General features: G+C 61.5%; 13 protein-coding genes. 6 read left to right on the forward strand and 7 right to left on the reverse strand.

The features are described 5' to 3' along the window. Positions 1 to 157: 157 nt before the first annotated feature. The 3 genes from AB7290_RS11585 to AB7290_RS11595 all read left to right on the forward strand — a co-directional run bounded on the left by AB7290_RS11585 (position 158) and on the right by AB7290_RS11595 (position 4387). Positions 158 to 1882 (forward strand): hypothetical protein, encoded by a 1725-nt coding sequence (locus AB7290_RS11585; protein ID WP_063981825.1) that lies wholly within the window; start codon positions 158 to 160, stop codon positions 1880 to 1882. A gap of 57 nt (positions 1883 to 1939) precedes the next feature. After that, positions 1940 to 3721, forward strand: coding sequence for a caspase family protein (locus AB7290_RS11590; protein ID WP_063981826.1), 1782 nt, complete (start codon positions 1940 to 1942; stop codon positions 3719 to 3721). A gap of 108 nt (positions 3722 to 3829) precedes the next feature. Further along, entirely contained in the window at positions 3830 to 4387 is a 558-nt protein-coding gene (locus tag AB7290_RS11595; protein ID WP_224580845.1) for a DUF4384 domain-containing protein, read from the forward strand. 17 nt (positions 4388 to 4404) lie between these two features. Here AB7290_RS11595 and AB7290_RS11600 read toward each other — a convergent pair whose 3' ends face one another. The 3 genes from AB7290_RS11600 to AB7290_RS11610 all read right to left on the reverse strand — a co-directional run bounded on the left by AB7290_RS11600 (position 4405) and on the right by AB7290_RS11610 (position 8563). Further along, positions 4405 to 5391: a hypothetical protein gene (locus AB7290_RS11600; protein ID WP_063981828.1), complete on the reverse strand. Its 987-nt coding sequence runs from the start codon at positions 5389 to 5391 to the stop codon at positions 4405 to 4407. 140 nt (positions 5392 to 5531) lie between these two features. Then, complete coding sequence (locus AB7290_RS11605; protein WP_231142830.1) at positions 5532 to 7409, reverse strand: caspase family protein; 1878 nt, start codon at positions 7407 to 7409, stop codon at positions 5532 to 5534. A 383-nt stretch (positions 7410 to 7792) separates the two neighbouring features. Further along, on the reverse strand, positions 7793 to 8563 hold the full coding sequence (locus tag AB7290_RS11610; protein WP_441253418.1) for a methyltransferase family protein: 771 nt from the start codon (positions 8561 to 8563) through the stop codon (positions 7793 to 7795). A 211-nt stretch (positions 8564 to 8774) separates the two neighbouring features. Between AB7290_RS11610 and AB7290_RS11615 the strand changes: the two genes are divergently transcribed. The 3 genes from AB7290_RS11615 to AB7290_RS11625 all read left to right on the forward strand — a co-directional run bounded on the left by AB7290_RS11615 (position 8775) and on the right by AB7290_RS11625 (position 13260). Then, the gene (locus AB7290_RS11615; RefSeq protein ID WP_085402427.1) at positions 8775 to 10556 is read left to right on the forward strand and encodes a caspase family protein; all 1782 of its coding nucleotides are present in this window, start codon (positions 8775 to 8777) and stop codon (positions 10554 to 10556) included. 264 nt (positions 10557 to 10820) lie between these two features. Beyond that, a complete protein-coding gene (locus AB7290_RS11620) occupies positions 10821 to 11381 on the forward strand; it encodes a hypothetical protein (RefSeq protein WP_063981830.1) in 561 nt (186 codons plus the stop codon). Positions 11382 to 12477: 1096 nt separating this feature from the next. Further along, positions 12478 to 13260, forward strand: coding sequence for a helix-turn-helix transcriptional regulator (locus AB7290_RS11625; RefSeq protein WP_441253419.1), 783 nt, complete (start codon positions 12478 to 12480; stop codon positions 13258 to 13260). Between the two features lie 55 nt (positions 13261 to 13315). Here the strand turns inward: AB7290_RS11625 and AB7290_RS11630 are convergent, their stop codons facing one another. The 4 genes from AB7290_RS11630 to AB7290_RS11645 all read right to left on the reverse strand — a co-directional run bounded on the left by AB7290_RS11630 (position 13316) and on the right by AB7290_RS11645 (position 18808). Then, positions 13316 to 14788, reverse strand: coding sequence for an HlyD family type I secretion periplasmic adaptor subunit (locus tag AB7290_RS11630; protein WP_063981831.1), 1473 nt, complete (start codon positions 14786 to 14788; stop codon positions 13316 to 13318). Next, a complete protein-coding gene (locus tag AB7290_RS11635; protein WP_283017307.1) occupies positions 14785 to 16521 on the reverse strand; it encodes a type I secretion system permease/ATPase in 1737 nt (578 codons plus the stop codon). Before AB7290_RS11635 ends, AB7290_RS11630 begins: the two co-directional genes overlap by 4 nt. A 141-nt stretch (positions 16522 to 16662) precedes the next feature. Beyond that, positions 16663 to 17121 carry a hypothetical protein gene (locus tag AB7290_RS11640; protein ID WP_028150787.1) on the reverse strand — a complete coding sequence of 153 codons (459 nt, stop codon included), beginning with the start codon at positions 17119 to 17121 and terminating at the stop codon, positions 16663 to 16665. A 250-nt stretch (positions 17122 to 17371) separates the two neighbouring features. Next, positions 17372 to 18808, reverse strand: coding sequence for a hypothetical protein (locus tag AB7290_RS11645; protein ID WP_283017306.1), 1437 nt, complete (start codon positions 18806 to 18808; stop codon positions 17372 to 17374). Positions 18809 to 18822 lie beyond the last annotated feature (14 nt).

The raw sequence follows: 18822 nt of genomic DNA on the forward strand, positions 1-18822 counted from the left end.
GTTTTGCACCGCAAGCTGAAGACATTCGGACTATCACCGTCCAGTGATAGATTGAACGTGATTGAGATTGCTCACCACTAATTGACGCGCCGCATCAACGGCATCTCGGATTAGTCGATCCGACGCGGCGATCGGTTCGGGGTACATTGAGGCGAACATGCTTCGTCCAAATCATTGGATCTGGGTCTTCATTGTTGGCGCTGGCATTCTTGGAACCAAGGCGTACGCCGACGATACCGTTGTACGCAGCTTTGCCGGCGGTTCGGCTGCTTCCATGGTCGGCATCGTCCCGGCCAGCGAGGACGTGGAACTCGCGGGACCGCAAGCACTCAGCGCCGATGGGCAGGGCAACCTGTTTGTGCTCGATCAGATCAACGGTCGCATCCTCCAATTTGATCCGAAACAGCCGAGCTCGGATCCTGACGTCCTCAATATGCCGAAAGACGTCCAGCCGACGGATCTCGTCGTCCACAACGACGACATCATGGTTTGGGACGGCGGCGTACGGACGCTGAAGGCGGCGCCGGGGCAATCCACGCGCGGCCTCGGTGGTGATGTGATCCAGCTTGAAGAGGTCTCGAGCCGCGGCACGGACGACCAGGTCGCCGTCTCCGCTTTTGCCCAGATGGGATCACAGGCGCCAGGCAGCGCGACCGACCTGCTCGACCAGAACACCCGCGCGGCCATCATCAAGACGACGCGGCAGCCCGACCGGCAATATGTTGCTACTCGAAGCAAGGGCTCGGTGATCGCCGACATCATTCCGGACAAGGGCAATGCCAGCGTACGGGTCGAAATCCAGACCATGGTCACCAACGAGACGATCGGCCAGCTCGGCCTGCGGGTGCGCAACCAGCTCGGCACGGTAGAGTTTCTCGAGATTGACAACAGTGACCGCTTCTATGTGTTGGCGGAGGACGTCCCGCCATCGGGAAAGAATGCCTCTACGTTCGTCGCACGCTATGCCGCGAACGGCCGTCTCGAAGGAATCTATGAGCTTCCTTTGGAAAACACGCCGCTGACCCGGCGATTCGTAACGGTTTCGGGCGATGGCGATGTCTATTTCCTGCGGACCAAACCGGACGGTATTGAAGTGGTCGGCGTGGGCTTCAGGCCTCTGACCAACGCTTCGATTATCGACGTGCGGCCGTCGCGAACGGCAGCCGCGCCGGCACCGCAATCCGGCGTCAAATTTGACGCGTCGGCCGCCGTGAGACCGTCCAATCGCCAGCAGGCGATCGAGACAGCGTTTGCGTTCGAGGGCATCCAGTGGAAGCTGACGCAGGCGAATTACGGCAACGATCCCGACAGCCAATGCAGCGGCTTCAGCCGTGTTCGTCGGCCGTGGTATCTGCAGGGAAAGGTGAATCAGGAGGTCCGCGGCGTACCCTATTGCTGGGGCTGCCACGGTTCGCTCGCGAACTTCCGGCAGCGGATCGAGAGCGGAACGCTGGCTGGCAATGTGTGCACTCGCAATGCGCCACGGCCGGATGTGGCTGGCGTCGACTGTTCGGCCTTCGTCAGCGCCGCGTGGGGGCTGTCCGTCCACTACACGACTGCCGCTATCCCCGCGATCGCAGCCCCCGTGGCAAATCCCTGGGACCTGAGGCCGGGCGATGCGCTGAACAAGCCGGGCTCGCACGTGATGTTGTTCCTGCGGTTCACGCCCGATCGCAAGGCCGAGGTGATGGAATCCTCGACCGGCGGCTGCAACGGCCGCGTCTGCCGCAACGTCTACCCGTTGGCGAGCCTGCTTTCGCGCGGCTACGTTCCGGTCCGCTTTCGAGCCTTCGCGGACGATCAGACGGCAGTTTCAGCGAGCGCCTATCAGGAGACCGAACAATCGCCGGCGGGCCGCAAAACGGCAAGCAAAAGGCGCTGAACCCGGTGTGTCGCCAGAGCTACAAAATGGGTAGGCATGATGTCGAGGTGGATCACGATGCGGATGCCCAGAGGATTTTATTGCGGGATCAGGCAGCTATGCGCCACCATCGGGCTCGCTGCGTTGATCGGGCTGATAACCCCTCACGCATATGCGGCAGGAGGACTGTCGATCAGCAATCCGGACGGGGCGGCGGTGCGCGCGCTCGTGATCGGGATCGATGACTATCAGCACGTGCGGAAATTGAAGGGCGCGGTCGCTGACGCCACTGACATCGTGACCAGCTTGAAAAACATGGGGGTTGGCGACGTCGTCGTACTGACGAACGCCCAGGCCGACAGGGCAAGCGTCCTGCGCGAGATCAGTGCACTGGTGGAGCGGACCAAGAACAACGACCTCATCTTTCTGTCGATCGCCGGTCATGGCACCCAGGAGCCGGAGCGCGTCAAGGGCTCGGAGCCGGACGGAATGGAAAACGTGTTCTTGCTGCCAGGCTTTGAAACCACGCCAACCGGGTCGGTTGAACGTGTTCTGGGCAGTGAGTTCAACCATTTCATCCGGCAGTTCGAGCTGCGCGGGGCGAGGGTGATCTTCGTGGCTGATACCTGCCACGGTGGCGGTATGGTGCGCGATATCGATCCGCGTGCCGCTGAGATGAGCTTCCGGCAGGTCCCGCGTTACACGTTGCTGGTCGACGAACTGAAGCCGGTGTCGGACAGCAACGATCCGAAGTCAGAACTCGATCTTGACCACACGGCGTTCCTGGCTGCGGTGGACCGCTACACCAAGGCGCCGGAAGTCCGCATCCCTGGCATCGATGGCTTGCGCGGGGCTCTCAGCTATGCGGTCGCGCGGGCGGTGGAGGGGAGCGCAGACATCAATCACGATGGGAAGGTGACGCTCAAGGAGCTCTTCAGCAATGTTCGACAGGTGGTCTATCAGCTCTCGGACCAGCGCCAGAACATCGTGACCATATCATCGCCGCCTCAGACGCCGGATACCGACGTCGCCTTCGAATTGACGCGCGGTGTCGTGCTGATTCAGGGGCCGGCCGCGAGAGCTGCCTCTGGTCCGGCCGGATCCGGGGGGGCCGTCGAGGGACAGGCGCCCGCGCCACCGGCTGTCACGGCCAAGGCACCAACCACTCCGACCCTTGCCGCGGCGGCGACCAAGGAACTTCCGACCGGCGACGCGCCGGGGCCTCTCCGCCTCGCTGCACCAATCCGGCTGGCGGCGCTCGACGGCAAGACAAGCTATTTTGCAAGCGTGAAGCCAAAGGATGTTCCCGTGCAGGCGGTTCAACCGACGGACAATCCCGACCTGATCTGGGATCCCGTGTCGCACGACGTGATCGCGTGGGGCGACGTGGTCGCCTACGGGATCGACGTTGCGAACTTGCCGACGGTAGTCGATCGGACAGCGGCAATTCGTGAACTGAAACGCATTGCGACCCGGTCGCCGCAGATCATGCGCATCTGGCCAGACGATCGCCAACAGCGTGCTGGCCAGACTGTCGAAGTTGACCTGTCTGATGTGGCGTCAAGGGCGGTGCTGCTGTTCAATGTGTCTGGCGATGGCACCATCCAATTGTTGTATCCGGTGGGTTCTGATGCGGCGCTGGCCCGATCGGCGAGTTTGCGCTTACCGCTCAGGGTCGGCGAGCCGTTCGGTGCGGAACAGATCGTTGCGGTGACCTCGCAGCAACGCATGGTAGATCTTGAGACAGCCCTAATGCAGTTCAACCGGCGTCGCGCCTCGGGGCAAGTGATCAAGAGTCTCGAGCGTTACTTGCCCGCAGACGCGCGAATCGCCTCGATCGGCTTCTTCAGTGCCCCCTGACTCTTAGGGGAGCAGGCCATGCCGTCATCTCGGCCGATCCGCCAGGCGCGACCATGGCTCGCATTCCTGCTGCTACTGGCGGGTAGCGGAGCTGCGCCCGCAGCACCATTGCCGACGGCGTCGTTGCATGTCGGCACGACGTACGCACGTTGGCTTTGGCCGGTACAAGCGGTGCGCGGGCAGACCAATACCGCGAGTGTGTCCCTTCAGATCCTGCCGAGCCAGACCGTCAACGTCGGCGGCAAGGTCTCGTTCGGCGTTACAGCCAGGAAGACTGGATATCTCATTTTGGTCGACGTCGACGCGGAAGGGCGGATGTCCCAGATCTTTCCGACCCCCGAGCTATTGGCGCAGTCGAACGAACGCGACATCAATCTCGTCAAGCCGGGTGTCGAATTTGTTGTTCCTGCCCCGGCGGCGCGACAGCGTGGTTTTGAATACGTCGTCGCACCGCCAACAGGGTCCGCAGTGATGATCGCCATCCTGAGCGAGCGACGCGTGCAGTTGCTCGATTTGCCGGACATGCCCCGCAAGCTGGAAGGTCAGGCCGACGCATTGAGCTATCTATCGGCCTGGACCAGCGAGCTGCGCGTGCCGGACAACAGCAGCGGAAAGCTGGTGACGAACAATTGGTCGTTCGACGTCAAATCCTATTCCATCAAGTGAGCCCTGTGAAGCTTGGGTTATAGCTTGCTCAGTCGGCTGAAGAAGCCACCCCGGGCGATCATGTAATGAATGTCCTTTGGAAAGGGAAAAGCGCTGCGAACGTTGGAAATTGCGTGCTGGAGGAATTCCCCGCGCTGCGGCGCTGGCTTATGCCGCGGCTGGTCCGCGACCTGCGGTATCATGAAGCGATCCACGAAAGCCGGGTCAAGATCGTTGACCCTGACCATCTGGCCAAATGCCGGGAATAGATCGTAATGACCCAAGCTTACGCTGAGGTTCTTGAGGGCAGGGCGCTGAGGCTGAGTTTGATTGCCATCGGTCGTCGCCAGCCCACGCCCGATCAGGTCCAGCTTCACCGATTGCGGCAGAGTTGATGGACCATACACGATCTCGAGCGCCCGGCCGCTCTGTCCGGACAACCATTGGTACCAGAAGGTCGCATCATCGGGCCGCGCATTGGCACCGTAGAGGCAGTCAAATCCCCAACAGGCCGTCAGCTTGCCCTGATACTTTCCAAGGCTCCCGACGAGGTTGCGCATGCCGTTACCACCGCCGGAGTGGCATGCGATGATGAGCTTGCCGATCTGGAGCTGAGGAATGGACGTCGAGGAGAGACCCAGGAACCTGGCAAGAGCTCCAAGGATCTCCTCGAGATAGCGTTCGCCCCAGTTCGCGGTTGCCAGGTCAGACACGCTGTAGTTTCCGGCAAAGGTGTCGCCAACGGCATATTCGTAGCCCAGGAACGGCGCGATAAGCACTACGTCCTTGCCGGAATCCCGGACCTGTTCGCGCAGCCGCGCTGGATCGCTGTGGAAGAGGAATTCATGGTTTTTGACATAGAAGCCGTGAAGCCAGATCACGACATCGAACTTGGTGGCAGCTGTTGGGTGCTTTGGCGGAAGATAAACCGCCGTCGGCTTCATGCCGGGGGCCTGCCGCTTCGTGAAGAGCGTCACCCCGGGAAAGGCGTTGGCGTCCTTTTGCTCAAGCTCACACGCAACCACGCAGGTCGCTCCGCTTCGGCCAATCCAGGCACGGACCTGGATGACCCAGTGTTAAGCTCTGCCGCCCGTCACACCTTCTCGACACCAAGATCCGCGCGGCCTCCTGGCCTTCCATGACGCCGTGGCAGCCTTGCGCGTTGCTAGTTGCAGGACTCGACATTACCCACGTTGCCCCCGGGGCCGCCGCCGCCACGGTATTCGAGGTGGCAGCCACTACGGACCTGACGGCACAGAGATTGATCGCAAACGACCTGACCACCGCCGCCGCCGGACCTCGCAGTTGCTTGTCGCCGCGGAACGTCGGCTGCCGGCGCCGGCCTCTCGCGGGCCGAACGATCCGCACGTGACGGACGCTCGTCCGTGTTGCGCTTTGCGACCGGTTTCTTCCCGCGTCGCTTCTCGCATTCATTGTCGTCGTTGAGGAACGAACCCTCGGCACAGGTGATCCTGCTGCACTGGTCACCGTCGGCCTTGTAGCCATGATCACAGATCAGGGGACAGACCCGGGACGGCTTGAGCTTGATTGCGTCAAGCGCGTCGAGACTTGCGAGCTTGGCGTCGAATTTGGTTCCCGCGTGCTGGTTGAAGAGAGCCAACGAGCGCTGTGAGGCCGCATTCCATTGGCCATTGACGGCGCCGGTGAAGCAGCCGACGCGGCTCAATTCGCCTTGTACAGACTTGGCGATATCTACGGACTTGGAGAGATCGGCCTTTGCGATATCGGTCTGGCGCGGCTCGTCGCTCAGCGCGGCAAGCTTGGGCGTCTTGCTGTCCTCAGCGGGCGTAGCGGCCGCTGGGTTATCCGCGACGGTACTCTCAACAGCCGGCTTATTCCCGGAGAGTGCAGCGACGATTGTAGATTCGGACGCAATACGTTTCCGTTCCGCCTCGGCGGCTTGCTCCTGCGCCGCTTGCTTCGTCTTCTCGGCCGCAATCCGGGCCTCTTCCGCAGCCTTCAGCTCCGCGGCCGCCTTCTCCTGGTCGGCACGCTGGGCGCCCTGGGACATCAGGCGAGCTCGCTGCTGCTCGGCCTCCTGCGCTTTCGCCGTGGCCGCGACACGTGCGTCCTCGGCGTCGAGCTGATTGAGCTGCAGCTTGGCCAGATTTGAGTAGTATCCGTCCGGATGTTGGGTCAGGAACGCGTTCAGAGCAGGCTTGTTGCGGAGCTGCAAGGCCAATTCGTAATCACGTCGAATTTCCGACTGGGGGTTGGCCGCCTGTACCGGCTCCTCGGCCTTGGTAGCCGGAACAAGCGCAACGTCTTCGCCGCCGAGCGAGCCGTAGACATAGGGCTCCTGTCGGTTGCCCGTGGCTTGCAAGACATCGTCGCGGACGAAGCCGAAAGCCCTTCGCAAGTCGAGCCCCGGCTTTGCGATGTACTTCACGAGAGCCGTCGCGTACGGACTATTCTGGCTGTTGCCATCGAGTGCGGTCAGTCCCGCTTTCGCGGCAAACGCGATCAGCGTGTTGGAGACGGTGGGCTCGACCCTGGCCAGTCCGCGGCTGATCGATCGCGAGGCAACTGTACGTTTCATCGAGTCGGCAAACGGATTGTTGCGGCACGCGTCGACGATCACCACGCGTAGTTGCCTCGCAGGCTCAATCGCCAGCAGGACGCGGTCGAGCGAGAATGCTTCGTCATAGATGTCCGTGTCACGTTCGAGTCTGGCGTCGGTCGGGATCAGATAGTTTGTCCCGTCGATCTCGATACCGTGGCCAGCGTAGTACACCAGGGCTATGTCGGCATTGCGGGCCTGATCGGCGAATTCTCTCAAGGCCCGCCGCATATCGGTCGCGGCGAGGTTAAGTCTTGAGTCAACCACATCGAAACCTGCCCCCTTCAAGGTTGCGGTGATGGCCGCAGCGTCGTTGGCCGGGTTTGGGAGCAGAGGGGCGTTTTGATAGTTGGCATTGCCGACCACCAAAGCCACGCGCTTTGTCGCCCAGGCTGGCTGACAGGCCAGGAACAGCGAAGCGGCGAGAAGAAGCAAAACTCGAAGGTGCCTGTACACTCTCATGGCGAACACCCAACCTATGCCCGTAGAATGGTGACGTCGCGAAGATGGCCGCATAAGAAATGACTTTTGGAATTCGTACGCTACCGGCGGCTGCCTATCTGCATACAGTACCAAACTCGAGCCCGATCCATTCCTATGTGTTGTTGCGAAATGCGGACGCGTTCAAAAGGCATGGAAGATATTGCGCCGGGCGCTGTCCGCCGATTCATGTGGATGATAGGCGCCCGCCAGTGCTCTGCTGAGGGCGCGATCACAAAATAAGATATTGATATAAAACGGTTATTTTTCTGGGGGCTGCTCGTGGCAGCGCGGCACAAGGCCTCCGGCTTGGTTCGAACTCGAGTTCCGCTGAGCCGCACATCGAGGAGACGTGAAGAGCGGTGTCAGGCGTGCGGATCGATCGCCTTGGTCGAGAGCTCCGGTCCGGCCTGATGAGCTCGCCGCCCGAGTCTCGCGGGGATCAGACCTGCAGGGATCAGAAAAGGCGTTGCCGCGGCATAGACGTCATATTCAGGGAAGGCCAGTCTTAGAATCCGCTCTTCGTTGATCATTCGTCGGCACTGAATCATCGCAACCACGATGGCGATGAGCACGGCAAGTGGTGAAAGGACCTGAAGTGTGACACCGACCAACGCAATCCCCTCACATAGGTAGAGGGGATGCCGGACGACTCGATAAGGCCCTTCCGTCACAAGGCGCCTCGCCTCCGGTAGAATGCTGAAGGATTTGTTCAACCAGCGGAGTACCACGATAGAAAGCGAGATCCCCACCAGGATCAACGTCGTCGACAGAGCCGACCAGATCGGGCCGAGCTCTGCCTTCGGAAGAAAAGCGAGTGCGACGGTCGGAAATGCGCCCAGCAGGGCCGAGACCCGCATCTCAACGCCCTTCGACTTCATTGTCGGGACCAGCCGGCTGATGGTTGTCAGTGCAACGAGTCCGAGGAACAGGACGTTGGCAATACTGGCTGCGATCATGAGCAAGTTGTCCACGCTGCCCAACGGAAGGCGATGGATGCTGGCGGCGCCAATGAGAGCAGACCCGCCATAGACGATCACGATGGCCACCCTGGAGGTCCAGTCCAGCCAGGGATTGACGCCGCCGGCGATCCGGTTCCTGGCTGTCCCCTCCTGGCCGACCTTCGCGTCAGTCACAGCAGTGATCTCGCTCGCTCAAAATCTGCCTCACTAGACGCCAGGCCTCTGGAGAGGTCAATTGGCTGGCCACATCTCCGGGCGCGGCCACACCAGCCAGTCCCATGCGGTTCCACATTCCGCGGACCTTCCGGATCGTCGAGTTGTCATTGAACCGAACCTGTCGTGGCGACACGAATGATAAAGCGCATAATTAAACAGTAGTACTGCCATGGGTTTGCACGGATTCGTGAATTTGCGCCGAATCTTGTTCCTTCTTCCTGTGCTGCTGCTCTTCTTCTGTCAGCCGGCATGGGCGGGGAATCGCGTCGCACTTGTCATTGGCAATTCTGCCTACAAAAACGCGGCGCCACTTTCGAATCCCGTCAATGACGCTGCGATTGTCGAGGCGACACTAAAGAACGCAGGTTTTGACGTTGTGCAAACCCGCCAGGATCTTCAGGCGATCGAGATGCGGCGCACGCTGCGCGATTTTGCCGATCAGGCTCGCGACGCAGATGTGGCCGTCATCTACTACGCCGGTCATGGTATGGAGATCGAAGGTACGAACTACCTGATCCCGGTCGACGCCACCCTTGAGCGCGATACGGATGTGTACGATGAGGCGTTTTCGCTCGATCGCGTCATGCTGGCCATTGAACCTGCAAGGCAGCTGCGACTTGTGATCCTCGACGCTTGCCGCAACAATCCTTTCTCCGAAAAGATGAAACGGACCGTCGGCTCGCGGTCCATCAGCCGGGGCCTTGCCCGAATTGAGCCGGCGACGGCGAATACTCTGGTTGCCTTCGCCGCCAAGGCTGGCTCGACAGCGTCGGACGGCAACAGCAAGAACAGTCCCTACGCTGCCGCATTGGTCAAATATATCGGGACTCCGGGTCTGGATTTGCGCAGGGTGTTCGGTTTCGTTCGCGATGACGTCATGAAAGCAACGGGCAATCGGCAGGAGCCCTATGTTTACGGCACGCTTGGCGGCGACGACGTGCCGCTGGTGCCCGCCAAGGAAACAGCCAAGGGGCCAACCAGGGAACCAGCCGGAGAACCAGCCAAGGAGGCCGCGAAGGAAGCTGCTCCATCGCCAACGCTGCGATCCGAAATACGGCGCGACTACGAGCTCGCGCTGCAGGTTGGCAACAAGGATGCACTGAACTTCTTCATCGTCCAGTATCCGGATGGTTACTACGCAAGTCTCGCAAAGCTTCAGCTCGCCAAAATCGATGCGGAGGAGAAGCGTGTTGCTGCGGCCGAAAAGGCGCGTCAGGCCGAGCAGGAGCAGGCGCGGCTCGTCAACGAGGGCGCACAACAGATGCAACTTGCCAAGGCGGCGTCGGATCTGAAGGCAGCGCAGGAAGCTCGGGCCGCCGCCGAGGCCGCCAAGGAAACCGCGCAGCATCAGGCTGCTCAAGCCGAACAAAGGCGTGTCGCGGCTGAAACGGCACCTGCCGCGAAGAACGCCGCACCATCAGCAACAGGGCAGCCGCAAGAGGCGAAGGCAAACACGGACACAAAAGTGGCAGCGCTCCCCAATCCACAGGCTCCCGTGCCGCCACCTTCGCCAGCTGAGCTGGCAAAATCGGTGCAAAGCGAATTGCGCCGGGTCGGCTGCCTCACGGGATCGGCCAGTGGGGAGTGGGATGCGGCGTCGCGGCGCTCGCTTGAGCTGTTCAATCAAAGCGCCGGCACCAAGTTCGATACCAAGACCGCGAGCGCCGATGCGCTCGATGCGATCAAGCTCAAGGCGGCGCGGGTTTGTCCTTTGATTTGCGGATCCGGCCTAAAGCGCGACGGCGATCGTTGTGTCAAGATTGCCTGCGCTGCGGGTTACTTTCTGAATGGCGACGATGAATGCGAGAAGCGCAAGGTCCGTCAGGCCCCGTCCGCAAGACTTGAACGAAGGGAGAGGGAGGCTGCTCCTGCAAGACCCGCAAGACCCGAGGCCAGCGCAAGCAACAAGCCGGAAGGCGGCGGAATGCCATTCATGTTCTTCCTGCCTTGAAGATTTCAGCCGATATCGTGTAGCGCCGTGTTCAAGCATGCCGTTCGAGTCTGCATCGGCCATTCTGAACGTAAGCCCGGCCCCAGTCTTTCCTTGCGGAGACTTCCGGGTCTTCGCGACACATTTTCCAGCTGGATTGGCCGACCCACGCACCAGGGGCACATGCTCGTCTGACCCGATTCACGTTCAGTCATAGTCGCCGTTGTGGCTAACAAGGGTCAAACAAACCGCTCACGATTGGAATTTCGGACTTCGGAGAAGCTGATGCCCATTCCGTTGAGGATTTACATCACGCCATTTGCCGACAGGGGGGTCGTTGAGCCCGGGCAATGGAGCAGCGACACGGCCAAGAAGGCGCTCGACGTGGTCAATACGATCTGGTCAAAGGCCAAGATCGCGTTCGTGATCAGCGATTGCTTGATGGAGAAGCCGCTCGACATGGCAAAGAGCGCGCGCAGCAATGATCAGCGATTGCTGGGTGTTCTTGCCTCTCGGCACGATCCGGACAATGCCATCCACATCTACATCGTCAATTCGATTGAAAATCTATCCGCCGGCGGAAGTTCATACCCCAATAGCGAACCCGAGCCGGCAAGCTTCGTCCAGTGGTATGGCAATGACCACGCCAATGGACGCGCCTGGGCTCACGAGCTTGGCCATCTGATGAGCCTCGATCATGTCGAGATCGACTATTCCAATGAGAAGCAGGCGGCGCAACGCGTCAAGAACCTCATGACGAAAGGATTGAGCGCCGGCTCCGACTTGACTGGCCAGCAGATCGATGCAGCCAAGGGCTCAAAGCTGATCAAGCGATTTGGCGGATAAGTCGTCGGCCGACCGCCGAAGTCGCCGTCGTCCTGCAGATCGCGTGTCCGAAGCGGGGGAACGTCCTCCTCGCGTGGCGATCTCCGCCGAATTCAGAAAAACGACTACATTGTGGCAATCGGCGCGGTCATTTCGGCACGGGTCTGGAGCCCGATCTAATCCGCCCATCCAGGCATGGGCCGGACAACGGCGCGCGCTTAATGGGCGCTTAATGCTTTTGCGCAACAGATAGATCACCAGCGCGGAATTAGTCCTAGTTACGAGTGCGAGCCGAGCTCCCGGAGGAGGGGAATCGGATGGGACTGCTTTTTGTCGGAGTGCTGGCGGGAGTCCTGATCGGCTTTGGCTGGTTTGCGCCTTCCCGAGGGTACTTCCTCGGATGCGCGTCACGACCCTGTTTCGCTGTCGCCCAACCCGCGCAGCCAATGCCGACGGCGTTGGCGCAAGAGCCTGCGGCTGTCAGATCGAGTTCCGCAACGCCGGCAAGGCCCGGCAAGACATCATCTCCGAAATCTCCGAAGAAACGCGGATCGACCGACCTTGCCAAAGCGGCGTCCCCGCGGACGAGCATCAGCGTCCCGGCATCCGAACGGCCCGCGGAAATGCCGGACCCTGCTCTGGACAAGGCGAAGGTTGCGATCGCGACGCAGATGAGGGGGCCGGAAACGGTCGAACTCAGCTACGTGAAGCGCGCAATGCGAAAGAACATGTTTGGACGCCCCGTGGATACGATTTGCGGCCGCGTGAAAGGAAGAAGCGCGTCAGGCGGCGAGACTGGCGAGAGGCCGTTCCTGTATCTCGTGAAGGAGGATGAAGCATATGTCGTCGACGGCAAATCAGGGTCGGCGGCGTCAACCGCGTATCGAAACATCTGCAATTGAGGGAATGCGTCGACTGCGCCACGGCGTGGTGCGCGTCGAAATGATTTGAGCGGAAAGAATTTCCACCCAGGCGCCAGGTGACCCCGCAGTGGATTTGGCACTAGCGGCGGCACTGCGCCGCTCTCGTGATGCTGCATTCAGGTTGAATGCAGGAGCAGGGGAGACGCAATACGGAATGGGAATATCGCGGAGGTTCTTTTCATCTCGAGGACATCATGCACGACATAACCAACGCTTCAAAACGGCTCAATGAATCGCTTCACTTGCCGGTTCTGGTGATCATCGAGCCGCTCCTGTTGCCTCGTACATGCATTCTGCACGTCCTCAGGCGGGAGCTGGACGAACTTGAGATCCTTGACATGGCATCGGTCCAAGGCCTGGACTGCACGTCAGCCCGCGATGTTCGTCTGGTGATGCTGAGTATCGCGGACAAGCCCATCGGCGATCCCTCGGTTGAGGATGATCTCGCCTTCGTTGCGGAGTGTTGTCCCAACGCCGCCACTGTGGTCCTGTCAAACCACGAGGACGAGCCGACCGTGCAGGCCGCGATGCAGCGGGGCGTGCGCGGCTTTATTTCCACCTCGCTACCGATCGAGATCGCCATAGCCGGCCTGCGCCTTGTTCTCGTCGGCGGCGCCTACAGGCCGTTGCCTGTGGCCGGGATGAACAAGATACCGGATTTCGAGCCGCCGGATGCGCGCGGGCTCGCGCCCGCATATCTGATGAACGAGGGAGCCAGAGTGGCTATCGACAGGAGCGTGACCGATCTCACGCCTCGTGAGCAACAGGTTCTGGCGGAACTGGAGCTCGGCCTGCCCAACAAGCTGATCGCCGCCAAATTGGGCCTGTCGGAAAGCACGGTCAAAATGCACATTCAGCATATCATGAGGAAATGTGCCGCGCACAATCGCACGGAGGCCGTGCTCCGCTGGCGCGGCCGGTTGCCCGCGCCGAGTCGCGATCACGTCCCCGGCGTGGCTCTCATGCCGGAGACCTAATGCATGATCCGGACCCGGAAGGCGCGATGACGATTCACCCCAATCTCATCGCGCTTCAGTCCTCTCTGAATGCACCACGGAAGCTGTCGAGCAGGGGCCTGAGCGCGTAGAGAGCCACGGTGCCGCGCCCCGTCGTGATGAACACCTGAACCGGCATGCCGGGGACGATCTGGATGTCGTTCGCGACGATCTGTCCGTCGTCGATCCGGATCCTGGTCGCGTAGTATGGCTGGTCGGTACGCTTGTCGAGCAGCCGGTCTGCGGATACGTGCACGACGGTTCCCTTCAGGCGAGGCACGCGACGCTGATTGTACGGTACGAGTTGAACCTCGGCATTGAGGCCGGGATGAACCACATCGATGTCCTCGGGCCTCAGGCGCGCGGTCACGATGAGACGGTCTTGCCGGGGCACCAGGTCCATGAGCGGAGCGCCCGCTCCGATGACGCCGCCGGCCGTATGAACCCGCAGATCGGTTATCACGCCGTCCTCGGGCGCCTTGATCTCCGTTCGCGATAGCTGATCTCTGGCCGCAAGCAACCGCTCGCGGAGTTGGAATATCTGGTTCTGTGCTTCACGAAGCGACTGTGCGATCTCGTTCTGCCTCTCGCTCTCGAGCTTGAACAAGGTGGCCTGCTGTTCGCTGATGACCTGCCCGGCGCGGGCAATCTGCGCGGCGATCTCGCCGCGGCGGCCCTCAACGTCGGCCAGCTCCCGCTGCAGGTTCAGCAGCCGTGGCCGCCGTTCGAGTCCCTTGTTGACGAGGGTCGCGACCATATCCAGTTCCTCCCGAACGATGTCGACCCGTTGCCCGGTGGCGGTTTCCTGAGCCTTGAGACCTTCGATCTCCTTCTCGACTTGACGCCTTCGTTCGCGAATGACCGCAAGCTGCGACTCGTGAACCTGGAGGCGTGCCTGAAAAATGAATTGCTGCGCCGACACCGCGGCGGCCGCCACCTCGCTCTGCCTGCTGTCCTGTTCCAGCGCGTCCGGGATTGCGATCCTCTCGAATCTCTGCTGCTCGGCTTGAAGCCGTGCGGCACGAGCAGCGGCATCCCAGAATTGGCCTTGGAGGCTTTGCATCTCCGAGCCGGCCCGGGTGTCGTCCAGCTCGATCAGCGTTTGGCCGCTGCGCACGATATCGCCATCCGAAACCAGGATCTTCCTGATGATACCGCCTTCCAGATGCTGGATCGTCTTGCGGCTCGATTCCGATTCCACGACGCCGGACGCGATCGCGGCGCTCTCGAGCGGCGCGAGGCTCGCCCATGTCCCAAGCCCCAGCATGAAGCAGAGCACCAGCAGATTGCCCGCGACGGTGATACCGCGAAGCCTTCCACGCGGAGAGGTCGGCGTGGGCGTCGAGCACCATGGAAATTCCAGAGGCTCGAAATCGTCGATTGCGGTCACCACGACGCCAGATCGCCGGGCGGGCAGCGGGCTCGCCGGCGCTCGCATGAGCTGGTCCCAGACCATGGGAAGTCTCGAGACGGCGGGAAGCTTCCAGACGGTGAGAGAGTTCCAGATCATGGCGCTATCTGCGAAGTAACCTGGGGTCGGCTCAGGTGCCGTTCAAAGATGTCCTCGCTGTCGCCGAACGCGGCGACCGCACCGCCCTCCATGATGGCAATCTTGTCCGTGGCGGCGAGGAGACCCATCCTGTGGGTGACGACGACAAGGATGACGCCTGCGAGCTTCATGCGCTCGATGGCATCCAGGAGCATTCGCTCGCCCCCATAGTCGAGGCTGGCGTTGGGTTCGTCGAGAACGACGAGGCGTGGACTGCCGAAAAAGGCGCGGGCGAGACCGAGGCGCTGCCGATACCCGCGCGAGAAGGTTGCTTCGCTCTGAACCACCGTGTCGTACCCCAGCGGCAGGCCCATGATCGCCCCATGGATACCGACGAGCTTGGCCGCTTCGATGACCTTCCGCCGGTCGGCATCTTCAAGGCGTGCGATGATGTCGTTGATCGTGTCGCCGAGCAGGTTGATGTCCTGGGGGAGATATCCGAGGCGGTCGCCGCTTCGGCCCTCGCGAAGCAGCGAGACGTCGGTATTGTCGAGGAGGATACGGCCATGCGTTGGCATCGACAGCCCGGCGATCACCTGGCCGAGCAAGGACTTGCCTGATCCGGACGGACCGATGATGCCAAGGCATTCTCCGGGCATGAGGCTGAACGAGACACCGTTCAGCAGAAGATGGCTGGTCCCCGCAAGCCTCACGCCGACATTGTCGACGACGAGGCCGCTTGGCGCCTGCAGCGGAGAAACCTCCGCGCTCTGCTGCCGGGCGGCGGGGAATGCGGCGAGAAGTGCGCCGAGCCGCTGACAGGCGCTCACGGCCGTCACGAGTGATTTCCAGCCTGCGACCGCACTTTCGACCGGCGCGAGCGCCCGGCTGAACATCAGCGTGGCAGCAAAGATGATGGCCGGACTCTTCCCGTGATCGAGGACAAGCCATGCGGCAGCCCCCATGATCAAGACCTGCGACAGCGCGCGAACCGGCTTGGTGGCCAGCGAGACGATCTCGCCTCGCCGGAGTGCCACATCGTGCTCTCTGCGGGCGTGCTGCGCGTCACGGTGGATCATGCGCGCAGCGCTATCGAACATTCCCATGGCGCGGATCATGTGGATGTTGCTCGCTGCAGTCTGGAGGCGGCCGCAGCTTCTGGACAGCGCGGCGCCGGATCTGAGCAGAACGTCTTCGGTGACCAGCTCTCCGGCAACCGTGAGCGCGAACAGGAAGGCGACGCAACAGGCGCCCACCACGCCGAGCAGGGGATGGATCAGAAAGAGGACAAGGAGGAACAGGGGCGCCCAGAGCGCGTCGAACAGCATCGGACATGCGCCGGACTCGACGAACTGGCGCAGCACCGTGAGATCCCGATACGCGCCCGACGCTTGCGTCCAATCGCTGCGAAGCGCCGATTCGAGGCCGGCCGAAAGCACGCAAGGACGAAGGCGATCGTCGAGCCAGGCGCCAAGGCGTCCCAGGACGGCGCGCCGCAATGCATCGAACACGCCGCCGACGACCACAGTGATCGCGACAATGAGCGTGAGCAGGAGCAAGGTGTCGCCACTCCGGCTCGACAACACCCGGTCGTAGATCTGAAGAAGATAGATGGAGGGCGCAAACAGGAGCAGGTTGTAGCTGCAGCTATACGCGAATACGAGACCGAGCGGTCCCGCGCAGGACCGGAGTGCCGCGTGCAGTGGCGTCCCGATCTGCGGCAGGATAGGCAACCGAATGGGCGGCATCAGCATGATCGTCACCGCCTGAAATCGAGGTCCGGCGCGCTTGACCGATGGCCAACGCAATCCGGCAACGGCATCGGTAGATCATTGGCGTGAAATCCAGGACCGGCGGCCGCGGCCGCCGGTCCTGCCAGTCGGACGAGCGGCTGGTTAGAGCGTATCGAGATGGAAGGTCACTCCGCCACCCCATGCGAAGTTGCCGTCTCCGCCATCGCCGCCGATGCCGGCCACAACTTCCTGGTGCTGGTCCACCATGACCTTGTTGATCTGGGTGGCATCCGTATTGGCGTAGACCTTGGAGGTATCGTAGCCGCTGTAGGATTTTTGGCTTCCATTCGACTCGGCGTCTCCGCCATGGGCCTTCGAAAAATACGAGGCCTTGGCGTTTGCGCCGCCGGCATCCCAATCCGCCGTCTGTTTGACGTGATCGCCGGTGTTCACGTGCACGTCGGCACCTTCCGCCTTGTTGGTCGGATCGTAGTTGACAGTCGGCTTGCTGATGATGGCTCCCTTGAAAGTACCGTCGCCGCCATTTCCGGCACTTTGACCACCGGTGTCGATCGATTTGACTTTGATCGTATCCGAGATGTTGATTGCCTTTGGCATCATTTGAGGCCTCCGTCGGTTTGTTGGCTGTCGTGCAACATCCATCCCGATCAGGCGGACGCGCGCGGCAAGTCTGGTCCGCCCACGCGCGATGGCGATAGATGTCAAATCGGACACCATCCGGTTTGGTGGGCCTACGTACGAAAGTACGACATTTCGTCAGGAGAGGCGCCTCTGCGCAGGCTTTGCATGCGAAGAGTGGCGACGGCGCGTGCCGCGATGCGATCGGCTATGCGAGCGATGCGACGTTTCGCTATGCCACCAGGTGAAGATCCGACAAGAGATGCGCGGCATCGCCACCCAGTGCGAGATTGCCGTGGCCGCCGTCCCCGCCAACGCCGGCGATCTGGACCGCACTCTGGTCGATGTGCACGTTGTTGACCTGATCGGCTACGGCCGTCGAATGGGGACCTGCGATTGCGATGTTGATGGGTGCATAGATCGCGACGCTGACGTCGATCAGACTGCCGGCAAAATAGCCGTTGCCGCCATTGCCTGCGCTGTTCGAACCGGTCGCGATCGTATCGGAGCCGCCCCACAGATTATGGGAGAGAAGGCTTGCATGGCCGCCCGCTGCGGCGTTGTCGTTGCCGCCGTGCCCGCCAATGCCAGCGATCTGAACCGCGGATTGATCCACGGAGACATCATTTATCTGGACCGCGTAAGTGCTGGAGCCATAGCCCGCGATTGCGATGTTGATCGGGTTGTACACTACAAACGAGGTATGGACGAGTTCACCGTAGAACACGCCGTCGCCGCCATTGCCGGCCTGGCTTCCGCCCGTTTGAACGCCAAAGACGCCGCCTCCGTTGCTTGATCCCCAGCCGGGGTCGAGCGTCATGACGCTGCCGCCGACGGCTACGTTGCCATGTCCGCCACTTCCGCCGACGCCCGCGATCTGAATAGCCGATTGATCGATGTCCACCGTGTTCGATTGACTTGCATGCGCAGTGCCGCTCGAGGCTGCCACCGCAATATTGATCGGATGATAGATCACCACGGGAGCGTCCACGATCGCACCCGAGAAATAGCCGCTGCCGCCGTTTCCGGCGCCGTTGTCGCCGCTCGCGATCAGGCCGGCGCCTAAGGACGTACTGACGCTGCCGCCTGATGCAATGTTGTCATTGCCGCCATGGCCGCCGACGCCGGCCATCTGAAAAGCGGATTGATCGACATTCAAATTGTTGGACTGGTTGGCCAGGGCGACCGAGCCGTATCCCAAGCTCACCGAGATGTTGATCGGTTGATAGATCAACAGGGACGCGTGAATGATGCTTCCGTAGAAGTAGCCATCTCCGCCGTTTCCGGCCGTGTTGGCTCCGCTCTCGACCGCAGCAATGCCCATCCCGGGATGTGATGCGCCGGAAGCGGGCGTGTTGGACGAAACATCCAGGCCCGCCGCAGCGTGGTTGCCGACGTGGCCGCCCGTGTCGCCCACCGACGTGGGATGTTTGGATTGAATCGGGTCGGAGTCATTGTGCTGGGTGTTCGCGCTCGCGGGGTGCGCTCCAGAATCTGCAAATTGACCTGCAAACGGGCGGGGACCATGGACCAGGGCGCCACCGCCAACCGCGTCAGTCAGGAACGGTGCGCTCGGTGCCGGACCCGCTTCGTCGTCACCATCGTACCCATCGTGGCGATGGGAGGCGTGATGCAGCCGGATTCCATCCGACATCCGCGAAAAATCCATCGTAGCCTCCCTCA

Origin of the sequence: Bradyrhizobium sp. 613_E4_N2_2, assembly GCF_052075995.1 — a bacterium.
In the GTDB taxonomy this organism is placed as follows: Bacteria; Pseudomonadota; Alphaproteobacteria; order Rhizobiales; family Xanthobacteraceae; genus Bradyrhizobium; species Bradyrhizobium barranii.